Annotated in this window: 16 protein-coding genes; 5 read left to right on the top strand and 11 right to left on the bottom strand. The window is 65.3% G+C overall.

Annotation, left to right across the window (positions count from 1 at the left end; translation table 11 throughout):
• Window positions 1–271: 271 nt before the first annotated feature.
• From VRZ08_RS16540 to VRZ08_RS16505, 8 genes are all read right to left on the bottom strand, one after another.
• Window positions 272–1,429 (bottom strand): ABC transporter substrate-binding protein, encoded by a 1,158-nt coding sequence (locus VRZ08_RS16540; RefSeq protein ID WP_107343758.1) that lies wholly within the window; start codon window positions 1,427–1,429, stop codon window positions 272–274.
• Between the two features lie 81 nt (window positions 1,430–1,510).
• Window positions 1,511–1,930 carry an acyl-CoA thioesterase gene (locus VRZ08_RS16535; protein WP_414533235.1) on the bottom strand — a complete coding sequence of 140 codons (420 nt, stop codon included), beginning with the start codon at window positions 1,928–1,930 and terminating at the stop codon, window positions 1,511–1,513.
• Window positions 1,931–2,067: 137 nt separating this feature from the next.
• Window positions 2,068–3,963, bottom strand: coding sequence for a feruloyl-CoA synthase (locus VRZ08_RS16530; protein ID WP_414533234.1), 1,896 nt, complete (start codon window positions 3,961–3,963; stop codon window positions 2,068–2,070).
• Window positions 3,964–3,974: 11 nt separating this feature from the next.
• Window positions 3,975–4,781: a crotonase/enoyl-CoA hydratase family protein gene (locus tag VRZ08_RS16525; protein WP_107343755.1), complete on the bottom strand. Its 807-nt coding sequence runs from the start codon at window positions 4,779–4,781 to the stop codon at window positions 3,975–3,977.
• A 286-nt stretch (window positions 4,782–5,067) separates the two neighbouring features.
• The gene (locus tag VRZ08_RS16520; RefSeq protein ID WP_414533233.1) at window positions 5,068–5,529 is read right to left on the bottom strand and encodes a DUF3237 domain-containing protein; all 462 of its coding nucleotides are present in this window, start codon (window positions 5,527–5,529) and stop codon (window positions 5,068–5,070) included.
• A 55-nt stretch (window positions 5,530–5,584) separates the two neighbouring features.
• Complete coding sequence (locus VRZ08_RS16515; protein ID WP_414533232.1) at window positions 5,585–6,892, bottom strand: TRAP transporter large permease; 1,308 nt, start codon at window positions 6,890–6,892, stop codon at window positions 5,585–5,587.
• Between the two features lie 6 nt (window positions 6,893–6,898).
• On the bottom strand, window positions 6,899–7,393 hold the full coding sequence (locus tag VRZ08_RS16510) for a TRAP transporter small permease (protein WP_041810326.1): 495 nt from the start codon (window positions 7,391–7,393) through the stop codon (window positions 6,899–6,901).
• Window positions 7,394–7,621: 228 nt separating this feature from the next.
• On the bottom strand, window positions 7,622–8,632 hold the full coding sequence (locus tag VRZ08_RS16505; RefSeq protein WP_414533231.1) for a TRAP transporter substrate-binding protein: 1,011 nt from the start codon (window positions 8,630–8,632) through the stop codon (window positions 7,622–7,624).
• Between the two features lie 168 nt (window positions 8,633–8,800).
• On the opposite strand from VRZ08_RS16505, the gene pobA reads away from it, so the two are divergent.
• Window positions 8,801–9,973 (top strand): 4-hydroxybenzoate 3-monooxygenase, encoded by a 1,173-nt coding sequence (gene pobA / locus VRZ08_RS16500; protein WP_414533230.1) that lies wholly within the window; start codon window positions 8,801–8,803, stop codon window positions 9,971–9,973.
• Window positions 9,974–10,302: 329 nt separating this feature from the next.
• A complete protein-coding gene (locus VRZ08_RS16495; RefSeq protein ID WP_414533229.1) occupies window positions 10,303–10,752 on the top strand; it encodes a PaaI family thioesterase in 450 nt (149 codons plus the stop codon).
• A 174-nt stretch (window positions 10,753–10,926) separates the two neighbouring features.
• On the opposite strand, the gene VRZ08_RS16490 is transcribed toward VRZ08_RS16495, so the two are convergent.
• Both VRZ08_RS16490 and VRZ08_RS16485 read right to left on the bottom strand, forming a co-directional pair.
• Entirely contained in the window at window positions 10,927–11,613 is a 687-nt protein-coding gene (locus VRZ08_RS16490; protein ID WP_414533228.1) for a DUF2848 domain-containing protein, read from the bottom strand.
• The gene (locus VRZ08_RS16485) at window positions 11,606–12,955 is read right to left on the bottom strand and encodes an amidase (RefSeq protein WP_414533227.1); all 1,350 of its coding nucleotides are present in this window, start codon (window positions 12,953–12,955) and stop codon (window positions 11,606–11,608) included. Before VRZ08_RS16485 ends, VRZ08_RS16490 begins: the two co-directional genes overlap by 8 nt.
• 292 nt (window positions 12,956–13,247) lie before the next feature.
• Here VRZ08_RS16485 and VRZ08_RS16480 point away from each other — a divergent pair, with 292 nt between their 5' ends.
• From VRZ08_RS16480 to VRZ08_RS16470, 3 genes are all read left to right on the top strand, one after another.
• Window positions 13,248–13,661: a Zn-ribbon domain-containing OB-fold protein gene (locus tag VRZ08_RS16480; protein ID WP_013503432.1), complete on the top strand. Its 414-nt coding sequence runs from the start codon at window positions 13,248–13,250 to the stop codon at window positions 13,659–13,661.
• Between the two features lie 5 nt (window positions 13,662–13,666).
• A complete protein-coding gene (locus VRZ08_RS16475) occupies window positions 13,667–14,806 on the top strand; it encodes a thiolase C-terminal domain-containing protein (RefSeq protein ID WP_164604606.1) in 1,140 nt (379 codons plus the stop codon).
• Window positions 14,807–15,029: 223 nt separating this feature from the next.
• Complete coding sequence (locus VRZ08_RS16470) at window positions 15,030–15,944, top strand: SDR family NAD(P)-dependent oxidoreductase (protein WP_164604605.1); 915 nt, start codon at window positions 15,030–15,032, stop codon at window positions 15,942–15,944.
• A 558-nt stretch (window positions 15,945–16,502) separates the two neighbouring features.
• Here VRZ08_RS16470 and VRZ08_RS16465 read toward each other — a convergent pair.
• A complete protein-coding gene (locus tag VRZ08_RS16465; protein ID WP_264054933.1) occupies window positions 16,503–16,832 on the bottom strand; it encodes a DMT family transporter in 330 nt (109 codons plus the stop codon).
• Between the last annotated feature and the right edge of the window lie 69 nt (window positions 16,833–16,901).

Here is a 16,901-nt window from a genome sequence, read left to right as displayed (position 1 = left end):
GCCTCGGCTGCCGTCGGGCCCGATGCACGGCGTTCCGCCGCGCGAAGTTCGTTGAACCCCGATACTCCTACCAGAGGACGCGGGCCGGTCACGTTAACTCCGCGCAATTCGAAGCATCAGCCTTAACGCGACGCTAAGGCGGTGCCCCATTTTTCTGCGGGGCAGGACGAACCTCTTGAGGCCGCAAGGGCTGCCCCGCGCAGCAAAAAGCCGGCCTCGCACGGAGGCCGGCTTCGCAATGCGCAGGCAGGATGCCGCCGGCGCGATGGGGCTACTTCACCATCACGTACTTGCCGTCCTTCACCGTCAGCAGGATGCGCGAACGGTCGTCGAGGCCGTAGCGATCGGTTTCGGTGAAGCTGTACACGCCCTGGCTCGCCGCGATGTCCTTCTCACTGATCAGCGCCTTGCGGATCGCTTCGCGGAATTCCTGCGTGCCCGGCTTGGCGGTCTTCAACGCCACCGGCACCACCCGCTCCAGCACCTTGAAGGCGTCGAACGAGTGCGCGGCGAACTGGCTGCGGCTGTTCGGGCCATACTTGGCTTCATAAGCCGAGTTGAGCTCGAGGCCGGGCTTCTTGGTCAGCGCGCTGGCATCCTGACCTTCCGGATCCATCACCGGACCCGACGCCATCAGAACGCCCTCCGCCGCCTTGCCAGCGATACGGATGAAGTCCATCGAGGCCGCACCGTGGGTCTGGTAGATCAGGCCCTTGTAGCCGCGCTCGCGCAGCGTGGTCTGCGGCAACGCCGCGGCGGTGCCGGAGGCGCCGACCAGGATCGCATCGGGATTGGCGGCCACCAGTTTCAGCACCTGGCCGGCGACCGACGTATCCGGACGCGCGAAGCGCTCTTCGGCGACGATCTTCAGGCCCATCGCCTCGCCCTGCTTCTTCAGGTCGTTGAACCAGAGGTCGCCATAGGAGTCGGAATAGCCGATGTAGCCGACGGTCTTGATGTTGTTCTTCTTCATGTGCTCGTAGAGCACCTTGCCCATGATCGGGATCGGCTGCGGCATCGCCACCGACCACTTGGCGCGCTCCGGCGTGATCGGCAGCGGCGCCAGAGCGATGTGCGGCACCTGCGCTTCGTTGGCGACGTTGGAGACCGCCACGGTCGGCGGCGTCACCGACGAGCCCATGATCACGTCGGCCTTGGACTCCGTGACGAAACGCCGCGCGTTGGTGGTGGCGGCAGTCGGGTCGCCGCCGTCGTCGAGCACGATCACCTTGAGCGGATGGCCGCCGATTTCCTTCGCCACGAATTCGAGCGCGTTGCGCTCCGGAATGCCGAGCGCCGCCGCAGGTCCCGTGGTGGTGACGGTGATACCGATGGTGATTTCGTTGGTTTCGGCAAGAGCGGCACCGGACAATCCCGGCAACGCGAGGGCCACGGCGATCGCCGTAGCGGATAGCTTGAACTTGGTCACGTTCTCCTCCTCCCTCTGTTATGGCATCGGCCGTGTTCGGCGCGATCTTGTCGTCTTGTTTACGGCATCACCGGCGGCGAGTCAGCCCCGCATGAATTTCGCCTTCACCTCCTCGGGCACCGGCACCGATTTCAACCGGCCTGGATCGTCCGGATGACGACCGACCATCACCCGCGTCTCGAAGCCTTCGAGCGCCAGCTGTTCGCCCTTGAAGAGCTTATGCACCACTTCGAAGCTGGAACGACCGAACCGCTCGATCCGGCTTTCGATGCTGATCACATCGCCATAGGTCGAGGGGATGTAGAACTTGGCGCGGGTGTCCACCATCGGAATCCCGACCAGACTATAGACCTTGATCAGGTCGCGCTTCGAGCATCCGGCTGCGACAAAAAGCGCCGAGGTGGAGTCGTCGAACATCGCAAAGTAACGCGGGTAGTACACAATATCCGCCGGGTCACAATCGCCCCACTGGATCTGCACCTCACGGCGGTTGGTGAACATCTACAGTCGCCTAGCTCTCAGTTGGTCATTCCGGGGCGCCGCGCAGCGGCGAACCCGGAATCTCTTGCACAGATCATCTCGGGATTCCGGGTTCGCGGACTGCGTCCGCGCCCCGGAATGACGGAGGCCATTGCCCCTCACTCCAGCGCGATCACATACGCGGGCGGCGGGTCTGCGTACAGGTCTGCGATCAGCGCGGCACGATATTCCAGCACGGCGCGCTGGTTGACCGAGCCCTTGTCGGTGATCTCACCCTTATCGATCGACAGCGGCTCGCCGAGCAGCACGGCGCGGGTGACGCGGTTCGACGAGCCGGTCGCCTGCATCAGCAGCGTGGCGAAGCGTTCGCGGAACGCCTCGCGGATCAGATGATCGGCCGCCATTCCAGCCAGATCCTCCAGCGGCAGCGTGGCGTTGATCAGCTTGCAGCCGTCGGGATCGAGGATCGCCAGCGCGGTGACGTAATCGCGGTCGAGCCCGGCGATCACCACGTCGCGCACCAGCGGTGCGCAGGCGGCGATGAACTTGGCGCGCAGCGGACCGACGCTGACCCAGGTGCCCGACGCCAGCTTGAAGTCCTCCGAGATGCGGCCGTCGAAATCGAAGCCTCTCGAAAGATCGTTGGGATCGACCGGCTTCAGCGCGTCGTTGAGCTTGTAGAAGCCCTCCTCGTCGAACGCCTTCTCGGTCAACTCCGAAGCGCGCCAATAGCCGGGCGTGATGTTCGGCCCCTTGGCGCGGACTTCGAGCTTGCCGTTGTTCGGCACCAGCTTGGCCTCGTTGCCCGGCACCGGCAGACCGACATGGCCCGACCGCGATGTCTGCGGCGTCACCGACATGAAGAACGGCGCAGTCTCCGTCGCACCAAGGCCGGTGAGCATCGGCACCCGCGCGCCGGTCTCCGCAACTGCAACCTCGTCGAGCCCGCTCCAGACGTGCGCCGCCAGGCTGGCGCCCGAGAAGAACATCGCGTGCAGGCGGCTGAAGAACAATTTGCGGAGCTGCTGATCTTCGCGCAGCACCGGCAGCAGCGACTCGTAGCCCTTCGGGACGTTGAAATACACCGTCGGCGCGATCTCGCGCAGATTGCGGATCGTGGCGGCGATCCCGGCCGGCGTCGGCTTGCCGTCGTCGATATACATCGAGCCGCCGTTGAACAGCGTCAGGCCGATATTGTGGTTGCCACCGAAGGTGTGATTCCACGGCAGCCAGTCGACGATCACCGGCGGCTCGTCTTTCAGGAACGCCATCGCCTCGCGGATCATCACCTGATTGGCGCAGATCATCCGCTGGGTGTTGATCACCGCTTTCGGATTGCCGGTCGATCCCGAGGTCAGCAAAAACTTCGCAATGGTGTCGTGGCCGATCGCCTCGTGCTTGGCGGCCAGCTCAGGATGCTCCGGCGTCGCAAGCAATTCGGCGAGCGACGTCACCTTGCGCCCCTTCACCTCGCCGCGCGTGGCAGCGAGCTCGACGTCCTCCGGCACGGTGGCGAGGATCGCGGGCGCGAAGGCGGTGATATCGTCAGCGAAGATCAGGCCGGGGGTCAGCAGCCCGACGATGTGGCGCAGCTTGCCGTAATCCTTCGACACCAGCGAATATGGCGGCGACACCGGACACATTGCCACGCCCGCATACAGCGCGCCGAACATCACGATCGCATGGTCGATCGAGTTGCCGGACAGGATCATCACCGGCCGCTCGGCCGACAGGCCGCGCGCGATCAGCGCCGAGGCGATGGTCTGCGCGGCGCGCAGCATCTCGGCATAGCTGATCTTGCGCCAACCGCCTTCGCCATTGCGCTCGGCCATGAACACCCGGTCCGGCGCGATCTCGGCAAAATGATGCAGCCGGTCGGTGATCCGCACCGGATAATCGGTGAGCGTGGTGGTCGAGCGCACGTAGATCGTGCCATCCGGCTTGCGCTCGGTGGCGATGCCGATCTCGCCGAACGAGATATCGCGCAGCGGGTGAGCCGCGTCACGCCCGTCGGCAGTAGCGGCGAATGCAATGGGATCGGTCATGGCGTCCATCACGGCTCCGTTCAGCTCGGCCGAACCTTGGCTGTCTTGTGATCGAGGAAAGCGCGTATCCGCGTTTTGGCTTCCTGGTCGCTCTGCGCCACGGTCGCCATCAGCGATTCCATCAACAGGCCGGTCTGCGGATTGGCCTCGGCGATCATCGGCAACGCCTGGAGCACCGCGAAATTGGTCAGCGGCGCGTTCTGCGCGACGCGATTGCCGAGCTCCAGCGCCTTGTCATAGGCCGCCCCATTGTCGATCAGATATTGCGAAAAGCCGTGCATGACGCCCTCGGCGGCCGAATACACGCGCCCGGTCAGCATCATGTCGGCCATCCGGGCGACGCCGATCAACCGCGGCAACCGCACCGAGCCGCCGCCGCCGACGAAGATGCCGCGGCTGCCCTCGGGTAGCGCGTAGTAGGCGGACGCCTCGGCGACGCGGATATGCGCCGCGCAGGCGAGCTCGAGCCCGCCGCCGATCACAGCGCCCTTCAGCGCCGCAATCACCGGCACCCGGCAGTACTGGATCTTGTCGAACACCCGATGCCAGGTCTGGGAATGCACCAGCCCTTCGGTAGCGTCGCGTTCGCGCAGTTCGGAGAGGTCGAGGCCGGCCGAGAAGTGATCGCCGATGCCGTGGATCACCACCGCGCGGATCTCATCCGGAATGTCGGTGAGACAGTCCTTCAGCGCCGCCATCAGCCCGTCATTGAGGGCGTTGCGTTTCTTGGGGCGATTGAGACCGATCGTCAGCACGGGGCCGACGGTATCGACGACAAGCGTCGACGGGTCCGCGAGCGTCGCGGCCTGAGCGTTTCCTGTGAGCACTTATTACGTCCTGTGCAGAATAGTTATAGATCATAACAATCGCTTGAGCCCGGCGTCAATCGGCATTGCGAGCGGCGCTCAGCGATCGGCTCGAATTCTCGCCGGGACTAGCAGCCAAGCATGGCGCGCTCCCTCGCCCCGCCCTTGCGGGGAGAGGGTTGGGGTGAGGGGCAGCTATCCGCGAATCCGTGCGGCTCGGCCGTGTGGAAGCGCCCCCTCACCCGGATCAGCGCTTCGCGCCGATCCGACCTCTCCCCGCACGCGGGGAGAGGTTAGGAAGGAGGCTTCACAACACCTGATGCACGTCGATCACGACGCGGTCGGCGTGGCGGGCGGCGGAGCCGATGAACAAATGCTGCATCAGCCACTGATAGTTCGGGTGGCCGGTCTCGAATCGCGGCCGGGTGCGGAAATAGATCAGCTTGGGGTCGACCGGCTCGCCGCGCTTCAGCTTCTGCAGCAATTCGACCGGCCCGAACCGGATGCCGATGTTCTCGACATAGACCACCGCGCCGTCATCGGTCTCGAACGCATATTTGGCTTCGAGCTCGATCAGTTCGTTCGGCCGGATGATCTGGAAGTCGGCGCCGAACGGCAGCACGTTGCCGCTGATCCCCTCGCCCTTCACCTCGCCGCCGAGAATCGGAATGATCCGACGCACGCCACTGCCGATCTCGCCGGCCGACGTCACCTCGCCGATCCGCGCCGTGATGGTGAAGGCGTATTTGGTTTCGAGGGTCGGGGTCATCGCATACATCCACGGTGATCACCGGGACGAGCCCGGCCATGACGAGGTTTTCGAACTACCCGATCATCCGCATCGGCAGCCACAGCGCGATGATCGGGAACGCGATCAGGATCACCAGCCGGATCAGGTCGGTGACGACGAACGGCAGCACGCCGGCGAACACCGTGGACATGCTGACGTCCTTGATCACACTCTTGATCACGAACACGTTCATACCAACCGGCGGGTGGATCAGGCCGAGCTCGACCGTCATCACGATGATGATGCCGAACCAGATCGGATCGAAGCCGAGTGCCGTGACCACCGGAAACACGATCGGCACGGTCAGGATCACCATCGCCATCGCGTCCATCAGGCAGCCGAGCACCAGATACATCAGCAGGATCAGCGCCAGCACGCCGTAAGGGCCAATGCCGAGCCCGGTGAGGAACTCGGTGACGACTTGCGGCGTCTGGGTGATGGTGAGGAAGTAGCCGAAGCACAGCGCGCCGATCAGCACGGTGAACACCGCGGCCGCGGTGCGGGTCGCCTGCAGCAGCGACTGCAGGATGCCCTCGCGGTCGAGCTTGCCGCGCAGGATGCCGATCAGGAACGCGCCGACGGCGCCGACCGCGCCGGCCTCGGTCGGGATGAAGAAGCCGCCATACAGCCCGCCGATCACGAACAAGAACAGCAGCAGCGGCGACCACACGTCGCGGAACGCCGCGAGGCGGTCGCCCCACGAACTCTTCGGCCCCGCGGGCAGGAATCCCGGCCGCGCCACGCCGATGATCCAGATCGTGATCATGTGCATCACGATTGCCAGCAGGCCCGGCAGGATGCCGGCGATGAACAGCTTGCCGATGTCCTGCTGGGTGATGATGCCGTACACCGCCAGCACGGTCGACGGCGGCAGCATCGCGCCGAGCGTGCCGCCGACCGCGATCACGCCGGTCGAGAACGACTGCGGATAGCCGAACCGGCGCATCTCCGGATAGGCCACCGCCGAGAAGGTCGCGGCGGTCGCGACCGACGAACCGGAGATCGCCGCAAAGCCGCCGCAGGCCGCGATGGTGGCGATGCCGAGCCCGCCCTTCCAGTGGCCGACGATTGTGTTGCCGGCGCGAAACAGCTCGCGGCTGATGCCCGACGCCGACACGAACGCGCCCATCAGCAGGAACATCGGGATCACACCGAACGAATAGTCGGTGACGGTGCGCATCGTGGTCTGGCCGACCAGCTTCAGCGCCGGCTCGAATCCGGTGAGATAGCCGAAGCCGGTGACGCCGACGAGGCCCATCGCCATGCCGACCGGCACGCGCAGCAGCATCAGGACGAACAGGCTGATGAAGCCGATCGCGGCCACGGTCTCGTTGGTCAGCATCGCTAGCTACTCCACCGGCTTCATGCGCACTTCGCGCATCTGCTCCGGATGGAAGATCAGCCGGAAGGTTCGAATCGCGATCAGCAGCACGGCGGAGACGTCGCCGATCCACGACACCAGATAGAACGGCCAGATCGGGATCTGGAGGTCCATCGTGACGATGTGGTCGGCTTTGGTGGTCACCACCTTGTCGAACAGCGTGTAGGTCTGCACGCTGACGACGAACAGCAGGACCAGGGTGGCGAAGATATCGATGATCCGCTGCCAGCGCGGCGACGCCGCCGCCCACACCAGATCCACGGTGATGTGCGAGCCGCGGTAGGAAGTGGCGGCAATACCCCAGAAGATCAGCACGCCGAGCATGAACTGACCGAAATTGTAGTAATCCGGGATTGTCACCGAAAAGAACTTGCGCATGAACACGGCGAGAAACGTGTTCAGCGCGACGATGCCGACGAAGAACGCCGCGATCCATTCGATCGCGTCGATGAAGCGGTCCATGCCGTTCTTGGAGAAGCGCCGCGTCGTCAGGGCGCCAGGCAGCCGGTCGCGGAGCTTGTCGTCGGGAGGAGAACTCATCGGAGCTCGATCGTTGGTATTGCGTCAATCACAATGAAAAAGTCATTCCGGGGCGCTCGCGCAGCGAGCGAACCCGGAATCTCGATCGTGCGACCGCGAGATTCCGGGTCTGCGCGCGATACGCGCATGCCGGAACGACCACGCAGAGGCTCACAACCCCGCGTCGTACTTCTTCAGCGCGTTTTGCAGATCGGTTTCGACCGCGGCGGGATCACCGCCGGATTTCTTGACCTGCTCGGCCCAGCTGTCGCGCAGCGGCTTGGTCGCCTTCTTCCATTCGGCGAGCTGCGCATCGGTCAGCGGATAGACCTCGTGGTCCTGCAGCGCCTTCATCTTGACGCGGCCATTGGCCTCGAAATCGGTCCAGGGGTCGGTGACCTTGGAGGCCCATTCTGGCGTGCAGTGGTCGTCGATGATCTTCTTCTGCGCGTCCGACAGCGCGTTATAAGCCTTCAGCCCGATGTTGTAGGTGAACACCGTGGTGTAGAGCGGCACGTCCATGTGATACTTGACCACCTTGTCGATGCCGAACAGGAACACCGACCCCCACGGGAAGGTGATCTCGTCAGCGACGCCGCGCTCCAGCGCGTCGCGCGATTCCGGCGCCGAGGCTTGCACATTGGTGCCGCCGAACAGCTTCACCATTTCGCCGATGGTCGATTGCGCCGGCCGCACCTTCAGGCCGCTCATATCGGACGGCAGCAGCACCTTCTTCTTGCCGTGCAGCGCGCCCGGATCGTGGATGAAGGCGAAGCACAGCTTGGTGTCCTTCATCTCGGTCGGCGCGTATTTGTGGTACCACTCGTTCAGCGCCAACGTGCCCTTCTTGCCGTCCTTGAACACGAACGGAAGCTGGCCGGCGGAGACGATCGGGAAGCGGCCGGGCTGATAGCCGGGATTGACGTAGGTGACGTCGGCGATGCCGTCGCGCGCCATGTCGTAATGGTCGAATGCCTTGCCGAGTTGCTCGGAGGGGAACACGGTCATCCGGATGCTGCCGCCGGAGGCTTTCTGAATGTCCTCGGCCCACGCCTTGGTCGCCGGCACCAGCGGATGCGCTGGCGGCACCCACAGCGAGACTTTCCAGTTGACGGTTTTGTCCTGCGCAAGCGCGGGTGTCACGCTGGCGGCAAGCAGCAGCGCGAGCAGAGTCTTCCTCATCGAGCTCTCTCCCTTGGTCGGCTTCAATCGGCCTTTGGGGCGCATTGTTATAGGTTATAACCATCATTGCAAGTGACGGCCGCGTAATAGCTGCTAGACACCGGACGGCGGCTAGACGGCTTCGTGACGGTCCCGTAACGAGGCGACAACATCATCGGGGGAACGACCATGCGGACACAAGTGGCCATCATCGGCGCGGGTCCGTCCGGACTGCTGCTCGGCCAGCTGCTGCACAAATACGGCATCGACGCCGTCATCGTGGAACGCAAGGATCCGGACTACGTGCTGTCGCGGATTCGTGCCGGCGTGCTCGAACAGGGCATGGTCGATCTGCTCGACGAGGCCGGCGTCTCGACCCGCTTGCATCAGGAGGCGCTGGTGCACGGTGGCTTCGAGATCGCGTTCGCCGGCAAGCGGCATCACATCGATCTGAAAGGCGCGACCGGCGGCAAGAGCGTCACCGTGTATGGCCAGACCGAGGTCACCCGCGACCTGATGGAAGCGCGCAATGCCGCTGGCCTTGCCACGATCTACGATGCCGCCGACGTCAGCCTGCACGACTTCGAAGGTGCCCACCCCAAGGTGCGATACGTCAAGGACGGCACCACGCGCGAGATCGTGTGCGATTTCATCGCCGGCTGCGACGGCTTCCACGGCATCAGCCGGCAGAGCGTGCCGGCCAGCGCAGTGCAGTCGTTTGAGCGGGTGTATCCGTTCGGCTGGCTCGGATTGCTGTCCGACACCCCACCGGTGTCGCCCGAGCTGATCTACGTCAACCACGACCGCGGTTTTGCGCTGTGCTCGATGCGCTCGATGCACCGCAGCCGCTATTACGTGCAGTGCCCGCTCACCGACGACGTCGCCGACTGGAGCGACGACCGGTTCTGGGACGAGCTGAAGAGCCGGCTCGATCCGGAGACCGCCGGCAAGCTGGTCACCGGGCCGTCGATCGAAAAGAGCATTGCGCCGCTGCGGTCGTTCGTCGCCGAGCCGATGCGGTTCGGCCGGCTGTTCCTCGCCGGCGACGCCGCCCACATCGTGCCGCCGACCGGCGCCAAGGGCCTCAACCTCGCCGCCAGCGACGTGTACTACCTGTCGCGCGCCATGCGCGAATACTACGCCGAGAAGTCGCAGGCCGGCATCGATGCCTATTCGGCCAACGCGCTGCGCCGGGTGTGGAAGGCCGAGCGGTTCTCCTGGTGGATGACCTCGCAGCTCCACCGCTTCCCCGACAGCGACGCCTTCTCCCAGCGCATCCAGACCGCCGAACTGGACTACCTGGTCAACTCCAAGGCCGCGATCACCTCGCTGGCGGAGAACTACGTCGGCCTGCCGTATTGAGACGACGCAGAGCCGCCGCCATTCACGGCTTAGCCATTGTCATTCCGGAGCGCGAGCCCGGAATCCATAAGCGCTGCGCTTGTATTCTGGGACGATCGAACCTCCACAAGCTCTAATCACGGCTGTAGTTATGGATTCCGGGCTCACGCGCTGACGCGCGTGCCCCGGAATGACGAACGCCAGGCTGTCGAAGCAGCGGTGCAATCAGCCCGCCCCCCTGCCGGCCGTTTCAAACACCCTCTCAAACCACGCTTCAAACTTTGTCGGCGTTGCGGACGATGCTGCGGTGCGGTCTAAAGGTGTTCGATGCAGGGAGGCGAGCGACGCGCATGACGACCGAACCGGATCAGAACTCCATCCCAGCGCCTGACAGCATTCCTGACGGCTTCGTGCGCCACAGCCGTTCGAGCCCGCTCACCGCGCCGTGGGAGCCGCTCTACGCCAAGACCACGGCGGATGCGGTGATGCTCGGCCTGCAGATTCGCGAATGCCACACCAATTCGCGCGGTCTCGCCCATGGCGGGCTGATCACGGCGCTGGCCGACAACGCGATGGGCTACAGCTGCGGCCTCAAGCTCGGCGGCGGCGCGCGGCTGTTGACGTCGTCGCTGGCCATCGACTTCATCGGTCCCGCCAAGATCGGCCAATGGCTGCAGATCGAGCCGGAGGTGATCAAGGTCGGCGCCAAGCTGTGCGTCGCGCAGTGCTTCGTCACCACCGACGGCACCCGCTGCGCCCGCGCCAACGGCACATTCAGCGTGGTGACGGCGAAGGAGTGAGTTAGCGGCTCATGGCCGTCTGGCACCGACGTTCCGGGGCGCGCGGAGCGCGAACCCGGAACCCGGAGCTGTTCTGCGCCGCCAGCCTTCGTCACAACCTCGGGATTCCGGGCTCACGCGCTTCGCGCGTGCCCCGGAATGACGATCGGTGATGATGGTGCGCTTGCGCCTTGCTCACCCCAAGATCGGCAGCTCCACCACGTCATAGCCATGGCGGATGACGCGGCCGAGCACGGGATCGTCGATCTCGAATTCGAAACGTGATGCCGGGCGGATGCCGCCCTTGGCGGCGAAGGTGCCGCCGAATAGCGCGCAGCCATCGGGCAGGCTCGCGCCGCCAAAGCCGCGGGCGATCAGCTCGCGCGCCGGCAGCATCGCATCGAGCGTGCCCTCCTGGTACAGCACGCGCGTCCCCCCGATCGTGGCGTAGGAACGCAGCACGATGCGATCCCAATGTGCCTCGATGTCGCCGAACTCCCACAGCTCCGGTGCCACCGGCTTGTCGCACATCTGCTTCGACACGGTGACGCCATAGGCTTCCACCTTGCGGTCCGTGTGGTCGGAGCCGACGCCGACCAGGATGCGGCTCTGATGGCCGATCAGCACGAACTCGACTTCGCCGGACGAGTCGCCACCGGACACTTCGATCACCGGCGCGGAGGTGAGCCGCGCCGCGGCGACGCGGTAGTAGATCGGCGTCGACACCGGCCGCGCGATGCCGAGCGCCTCGAGTTCGGCAATGTGGTGGTCGCGCGCCACCGGATCGCGCCCGGTCCAGCCGGCGATCACCGCCGTCGTAATCGGCAGCGTCAGTTGGGTGCGGCCGCCGGCAGCGGCGAGCGTGAAGGCAAGATCAACCACGGATCACCGCCTCCATGCCGGCCGCGACTTCGAAGATCTCGCGGTCGGTGCCATTGACGCCCGCCAGCATCAACCCGACCGGCGCCTCGCCGTCCCGATGGCACGGCAGCGAGATCGCACAGCCGTCGATCATGTTGATCAACGTGCAATTGCGCAAGGCCAGCAGATTGGCCTTGGTGAACGCCTTGTCGTCGGCAAGTTCGGCAATGGTCGGCGCGGCGATCGCGGTGGTCGGCATCGCCACCGCGTCGTAGGGTGCCAGCCGCGCCGTGGCGCGTTCGATCAGCGATTTGCGTGCGGTCACGATATCGATGTAGTCCGCGGCGCTCTGGGTCTCGCCGCGCAGGATGCGCTCGCGTACCCGCGGATCGTAGACGTCGCCCTGCGCGACGACCAGATAGCGGTGCCAGGCGTAGCTCTCGGCGGCGGTCAGGCCACCTTTCGCACTCAGCGGTGCGACGTCGTTGAACTCCGGCACCTCGATCTGCTCGACGATCACGCCATGACTGGCCAGCGTAGTCAGCGCGCGGTCGAATGCGGCCTTCACGACGGCGTCGAGTTCATCCAGCGCCACCGTGGAGGGGACCGCGATCCGCATCCCCTTCAGCGGCCGCGTGCTCAGCGGCACCACCGGCTGGTCGGCCAGGATCGCGTCCAGCGCGGCGCAGCAGGCGACGCTGCGCGCCAGCGGGCCGATCGAGTCGAGCGAGAACGACAGCGGCACCGCGCCGTCGCGCGGCACGCGGGCCTGCGACGGCTTGTAGCCGACGATGCCGTTGAACGCTGCCGGAATCCGGCACGAGCCGCCGGTGTCGGTGCCGAGCCCGGCATGCGCCATGCCGTCGGCGACCGACACCGCGGCGCCCGACGACGAGCCGCCCGGCACATGGCCGACGTCGCGGCGATAGACGGCTTTCGGCGTGCCGTAATGCGGGTTGATGCCGATGCCCGAATAGGCGAACTCGGTCATGTTGCTGCGGCCGATCACCACGAAGCCGGCGCGCCTCAGCCGCGCGACCGTCGGCGCGTCGGCCTCGGCCGGCGGATTATCGTCGAGCGCACGCGAGCCGGCGCGGGTCACCTGCCCCTTGATGTCGAACAGATCCTTGATCGAGACCGGAATGCCGGCGAACGGCGACGGCGCCGCGTTGGCGGCGCGCAGCCTGTCCATCGCATCCGCTGCCTGCAACGCCGCGTCGCGGTCGACGTGAATGAAGGCGCGCGCGCCCTCGCCGGCCGGATCGTCGATCCGCGCCAGACAGTCCTCCACCAGCTTGCGGGCGGTGGTGCGGCCGGCTTCGAGATCGGCCGCGAGGGCGGCGAGCGTGGGATGTCGGGTCATAGTGTTCATTCCGCTGGGAGCCGACCGGCCGCGCGCTGCGGCGCGCCTCGATCGTACATGAGGATCATCGGCTTATTCAGTAGCGCGGAAAGTGACGGTTTGCCATCCGCGGCGAAGGCGGTTCCGGCTCCGCGTGCAGCGCATCGCTCGCCATGGTCGATTGTCCGCTTTGCGGAATACAATTCCTGCACACGGCTCCGCGCCCTGCGCGTGTTGACGCTGACGGAGCGATATCGCATCAAGACGCCACAACCGATGGGCCCACGAGCCAGCTCAGGGAGAAAACTAAGACATGGCTGAACCCGCACGCGCACGTCCCAAGATCACTCCGGAAACCCAGCACTACTGGGACGGCGCCAAGCAAGGCGAACTGCGGCTTCAGCGCTGCGATTCCTGCGCTCATGCGTACTTCCCGCCCCGCCCCTTCTGCCCGAAATGCGGCTCGCGCGAGGTCAGCGTGTTCAAGGCCTCCGGCAACGGCACCCTGTATTCCTACGTGATCAATCACCGCCCGCTGGCGGCCGGCTTCACCGAGCCCTACGCCATCGCGGTCGTGGAGCTCGAAGAGGGCCCGCGGATGATGAGCAACATCCTGGAGTGCCCGCAGACCCCGGAGGCGCTCGAACTCGACATGAAGCTGGAAGTCACCTTCCAGAAGATCGACGACAATCTCACCCTTCCGCAATTCCGTCCGGCGAAGGGGTAAGCACCATGCGTCGCAATCAGGTTGCTATCGTCGGCGCCGCCGAAACCACCAAGCTCGGCGTCATTCCCGACATGTCGCAGATCCAGCTCCACGCCGACGCCGCGCTCAACGCGATCGCCGACGCCGGGCTGAAGCTGTCGGACATCGACGGCATCGCTACCGCGGTCGAAACCCCGCAGCAGATCGCCCACTATCTCGGCATCACCCCGACCTGGGTCGACGGCACCTCGGTCGGCGGCTGCTCGTTCATGCTGCACGTCCGCCACGCCGCCGCGGCGATCGAGGCCGGGCTGTGCAAGACGGTGCTGATCACCCACGCCGAGAGCGGCAAGTCGATGATCGGCAAACTGCCGCGCTCGTTCCAGGCCGACAGCCTGCAGGGCCAGTTCGAAGCGCCCTACGGCATCTACGGGCCGCCGAGCCAGTTCCCGATCCCGGTGCTGCGCTTCATGAAGACCTACGGCATCACCCACGAGCAGATCGCCTCGGTCGCGGTGGCGCAGCGCGAATGGGCGGCGAAGAATCCGCGCGCGATGATGAAGGACCCGATCACGGTCGAGGACGTCCTCAACTCGCGGATGATCGCCTATCCGTTCCGCCTGCTGCAGTGCTGCCTCGTCACCGACGGTGGCGGCGCGCTGATCATGACCTCGGCCGATCGTGCCAAGGACTTCCCGCACAAACCGGTCTATGTGCTCGGCACCGGCGAGAGCGTGGAAACGCCGATGGTCAGCCAGATGGAGACCTTCAACTCCTCGCGGGCCTTCAAGGTGGCGGGCCCGACCGCGTTCCGCGAGGCCGGCATCAGCCACAAGGACGTCGATCATCTGATGATCTACGACGCCTTCGCGCACCTGCCGCTGTTCGGCCTCGGCGACCTCGGCTTCATGCCGTATGAGGAAACCGGAAAGTTCATCGCCGACGGCAACACCCGCCCCGGCGGCAAGCTGCCGCTCAACACCAACGGCGGCGGCCTGTCCTACATGCACTCGGGCATGTACGGCATGTATGCGTTGCAGGAAAGCGTCCGGCAAATGCGTGGCATCGCGCCCGCGCAGGTGGAAGGCGCGAAGATCTCGGTCTGCCACGGCGTCGGCGGCATGTTCGCGGCGTCGGGGACGATCATCTTCACCAACGAGAAGTAGTTCAGACCATCGGCGCCGCGAGGCGCGCTCCCTCTCCCCGCGTGCGGGGAGAGGGCTGGGGTGAGGGGGCGTCTCCGCGAGTCTGAACCGCTCGGCCGCGTGGAAGCGCCCCCTCACCCGCCCGGCTTCGCTCACGCTCGCCGGTCGACCTCTCCCCGCACGCGGGGAGAGGTGAACGCAGCGGCACCATCAACGACCAAACGCCAACAACGGAAAGAAAAACATGGCCAAGGCACTGGACGGCAAAGTCATCATCGTCACCGGCGCGGGGCGCGGCATCGGCCGCGAGATCGCACTGCTCGCGGCGCGCGAAGGCGCCAAGGTGGTCGTCAACGATCCGGGCGTCGCCTCCGACGGCTCGGGCACCGACGCCGCCCCGGCCGAGCAGGTCGTCGAGGAGATCAAGAAGGAAGGCGGCACCGCGGTCGCGAACTTCGAAAGCGTCGCTGAGGCGATCCCCGCCAGCAAGATCGTCAAGCAGGCGGTCGACACCTACGGCAAGCTCGACGGCGTGGTGAACAACGCCGGCATTCTGCGCGATGCGATCTTCCACCGCATGAGCATCGACGCGTTCGAGCAGGTCATCAAGGTGCACCTGATGGGCACTTTCTACGTCAGCCACGCCGCTGCCCGGCTGTTCCGCGAGCAGGAGAGCGGCTCGTTCGTGCACTTCACCTCGACCTCGGGCCTGATCGGCAATTTCGGCCAGGCCAACTACGCGGCCGCCAAGCTCGGCATCGTCGGCCTGTCGAAGTCGATCGCGCTCGACATGAGCCGCTTCAACGTCCGCTCCAACTGCGTGTCGCCGTTCGCCTGGAGCCGCCTGATCGGCACCATTCCGACCGAGACCGAGGCCGAGAAGGCCCGCGTCGCGCGGATGCAGCAAATGGGCCCGGAGAAGATTGCGCCGCTGTCGGTGTATCTGCTCGGCGACGCCGCCAAGGACGTCAGCGGCCAGATCTTCGCCGTGCGGATGAACGAGATCTTCCTGATGGGCCAGTCGCGCCCGATCCGTTCGGTGCACCGCGACGGCGGCTGGACCTGCGAAAGCCTCGCCGAGCACGGCATGCCGGCGCTGAAGGGCTCGTTCTACAAGCTCGACCGCTCCGCCGACATCTTCAACTGGGATCCGGTGTAAACTCGGTCAGCTCCACGACGACGATCGGTTAAACACCAGCACGTCATTCCGGGGCGCGCCGCCAGGCGCGAACCCGGAATCCGGAGCTGTGGGACACCCGGCCGTCGCTACCAACTCGGGATTCCGGGTCCGCGAGCTGCGCTCGCACCCCGGAATGACTCGAAGAACTAACAGCCCCCGCAGTTTACACACACAGAAAAGCCCGCCTTGCAGCGGGCTTTTCCGTCGGGTGAAGCACCTTGGAGGGGGAGTTACTTCACCACGAATTCGATCCGCCGATTCTGCGCCCGGCCTTCGGCGGTGTCGTTGCTGGCGATCGGCTTGGCCGAGCCGTATCCTGACAAAAGTTTGACCTGTCGTACTTCGTGCTTACTAACTAAGCACACGCGCCGACATTTTTGGCACGCAACTAACTACCCCTCTACCAGACCGTAGCGGGATACAGCGCTCGCGGTATCGGGATGCAAAGTCGGAGGATCGATTCGGCTCCGCTTGAAGCGACGCGGCAGATCGCAGTGCCGAAATTATCCGCGCGGGTCTCGGCGAGCCCGCTGCGCTCTAATGCGCCGACACGTTCGAAAAGAAATTGATGATGCCGACGCCGGCGATGATGAACGCGATGCCGACCATCGCCGCGGCGTCCAAGGCCTGGCCGAACCACAGCCAGCCGACCGCCGAGATCAGCACGATCCCGATCCCGGACCATAGCGCATAAGCAATGCCGACCGAGATGCTGGTCAGCGTCAGCGACAGGAAATAGAACGCCGCGCCGTAGCCGACGACGACCAGCACCGACGGCAACAGCACCGTAAACCCCTGCGACGCCTTCAGCGCTGATGTCCCGGCGACTTCAGCCACGATCGCGATCAGAAGATAGAGCCAATGCATGGTGGACGTCCTCGGTGTCTGCGGCTGCTGGCCGGCTTCAGCATCGCCGCCAATCTAACAGGCGCGCCT

This window comes from Rhodopseudomonas sp. G2_2311 (genome assembly GCF_047501505.1).
Classification (GTDB): Bacteria; Pseudomonadota; Alphaproteobacteria; order Rhizobiales; family Xanthobacteraceae; genus Rhodopseudomonas; species Rhodopseudomonas palustris_H.
This window is presented reverse-complemented; position numbering and strand designations above follow the sequence as displayed.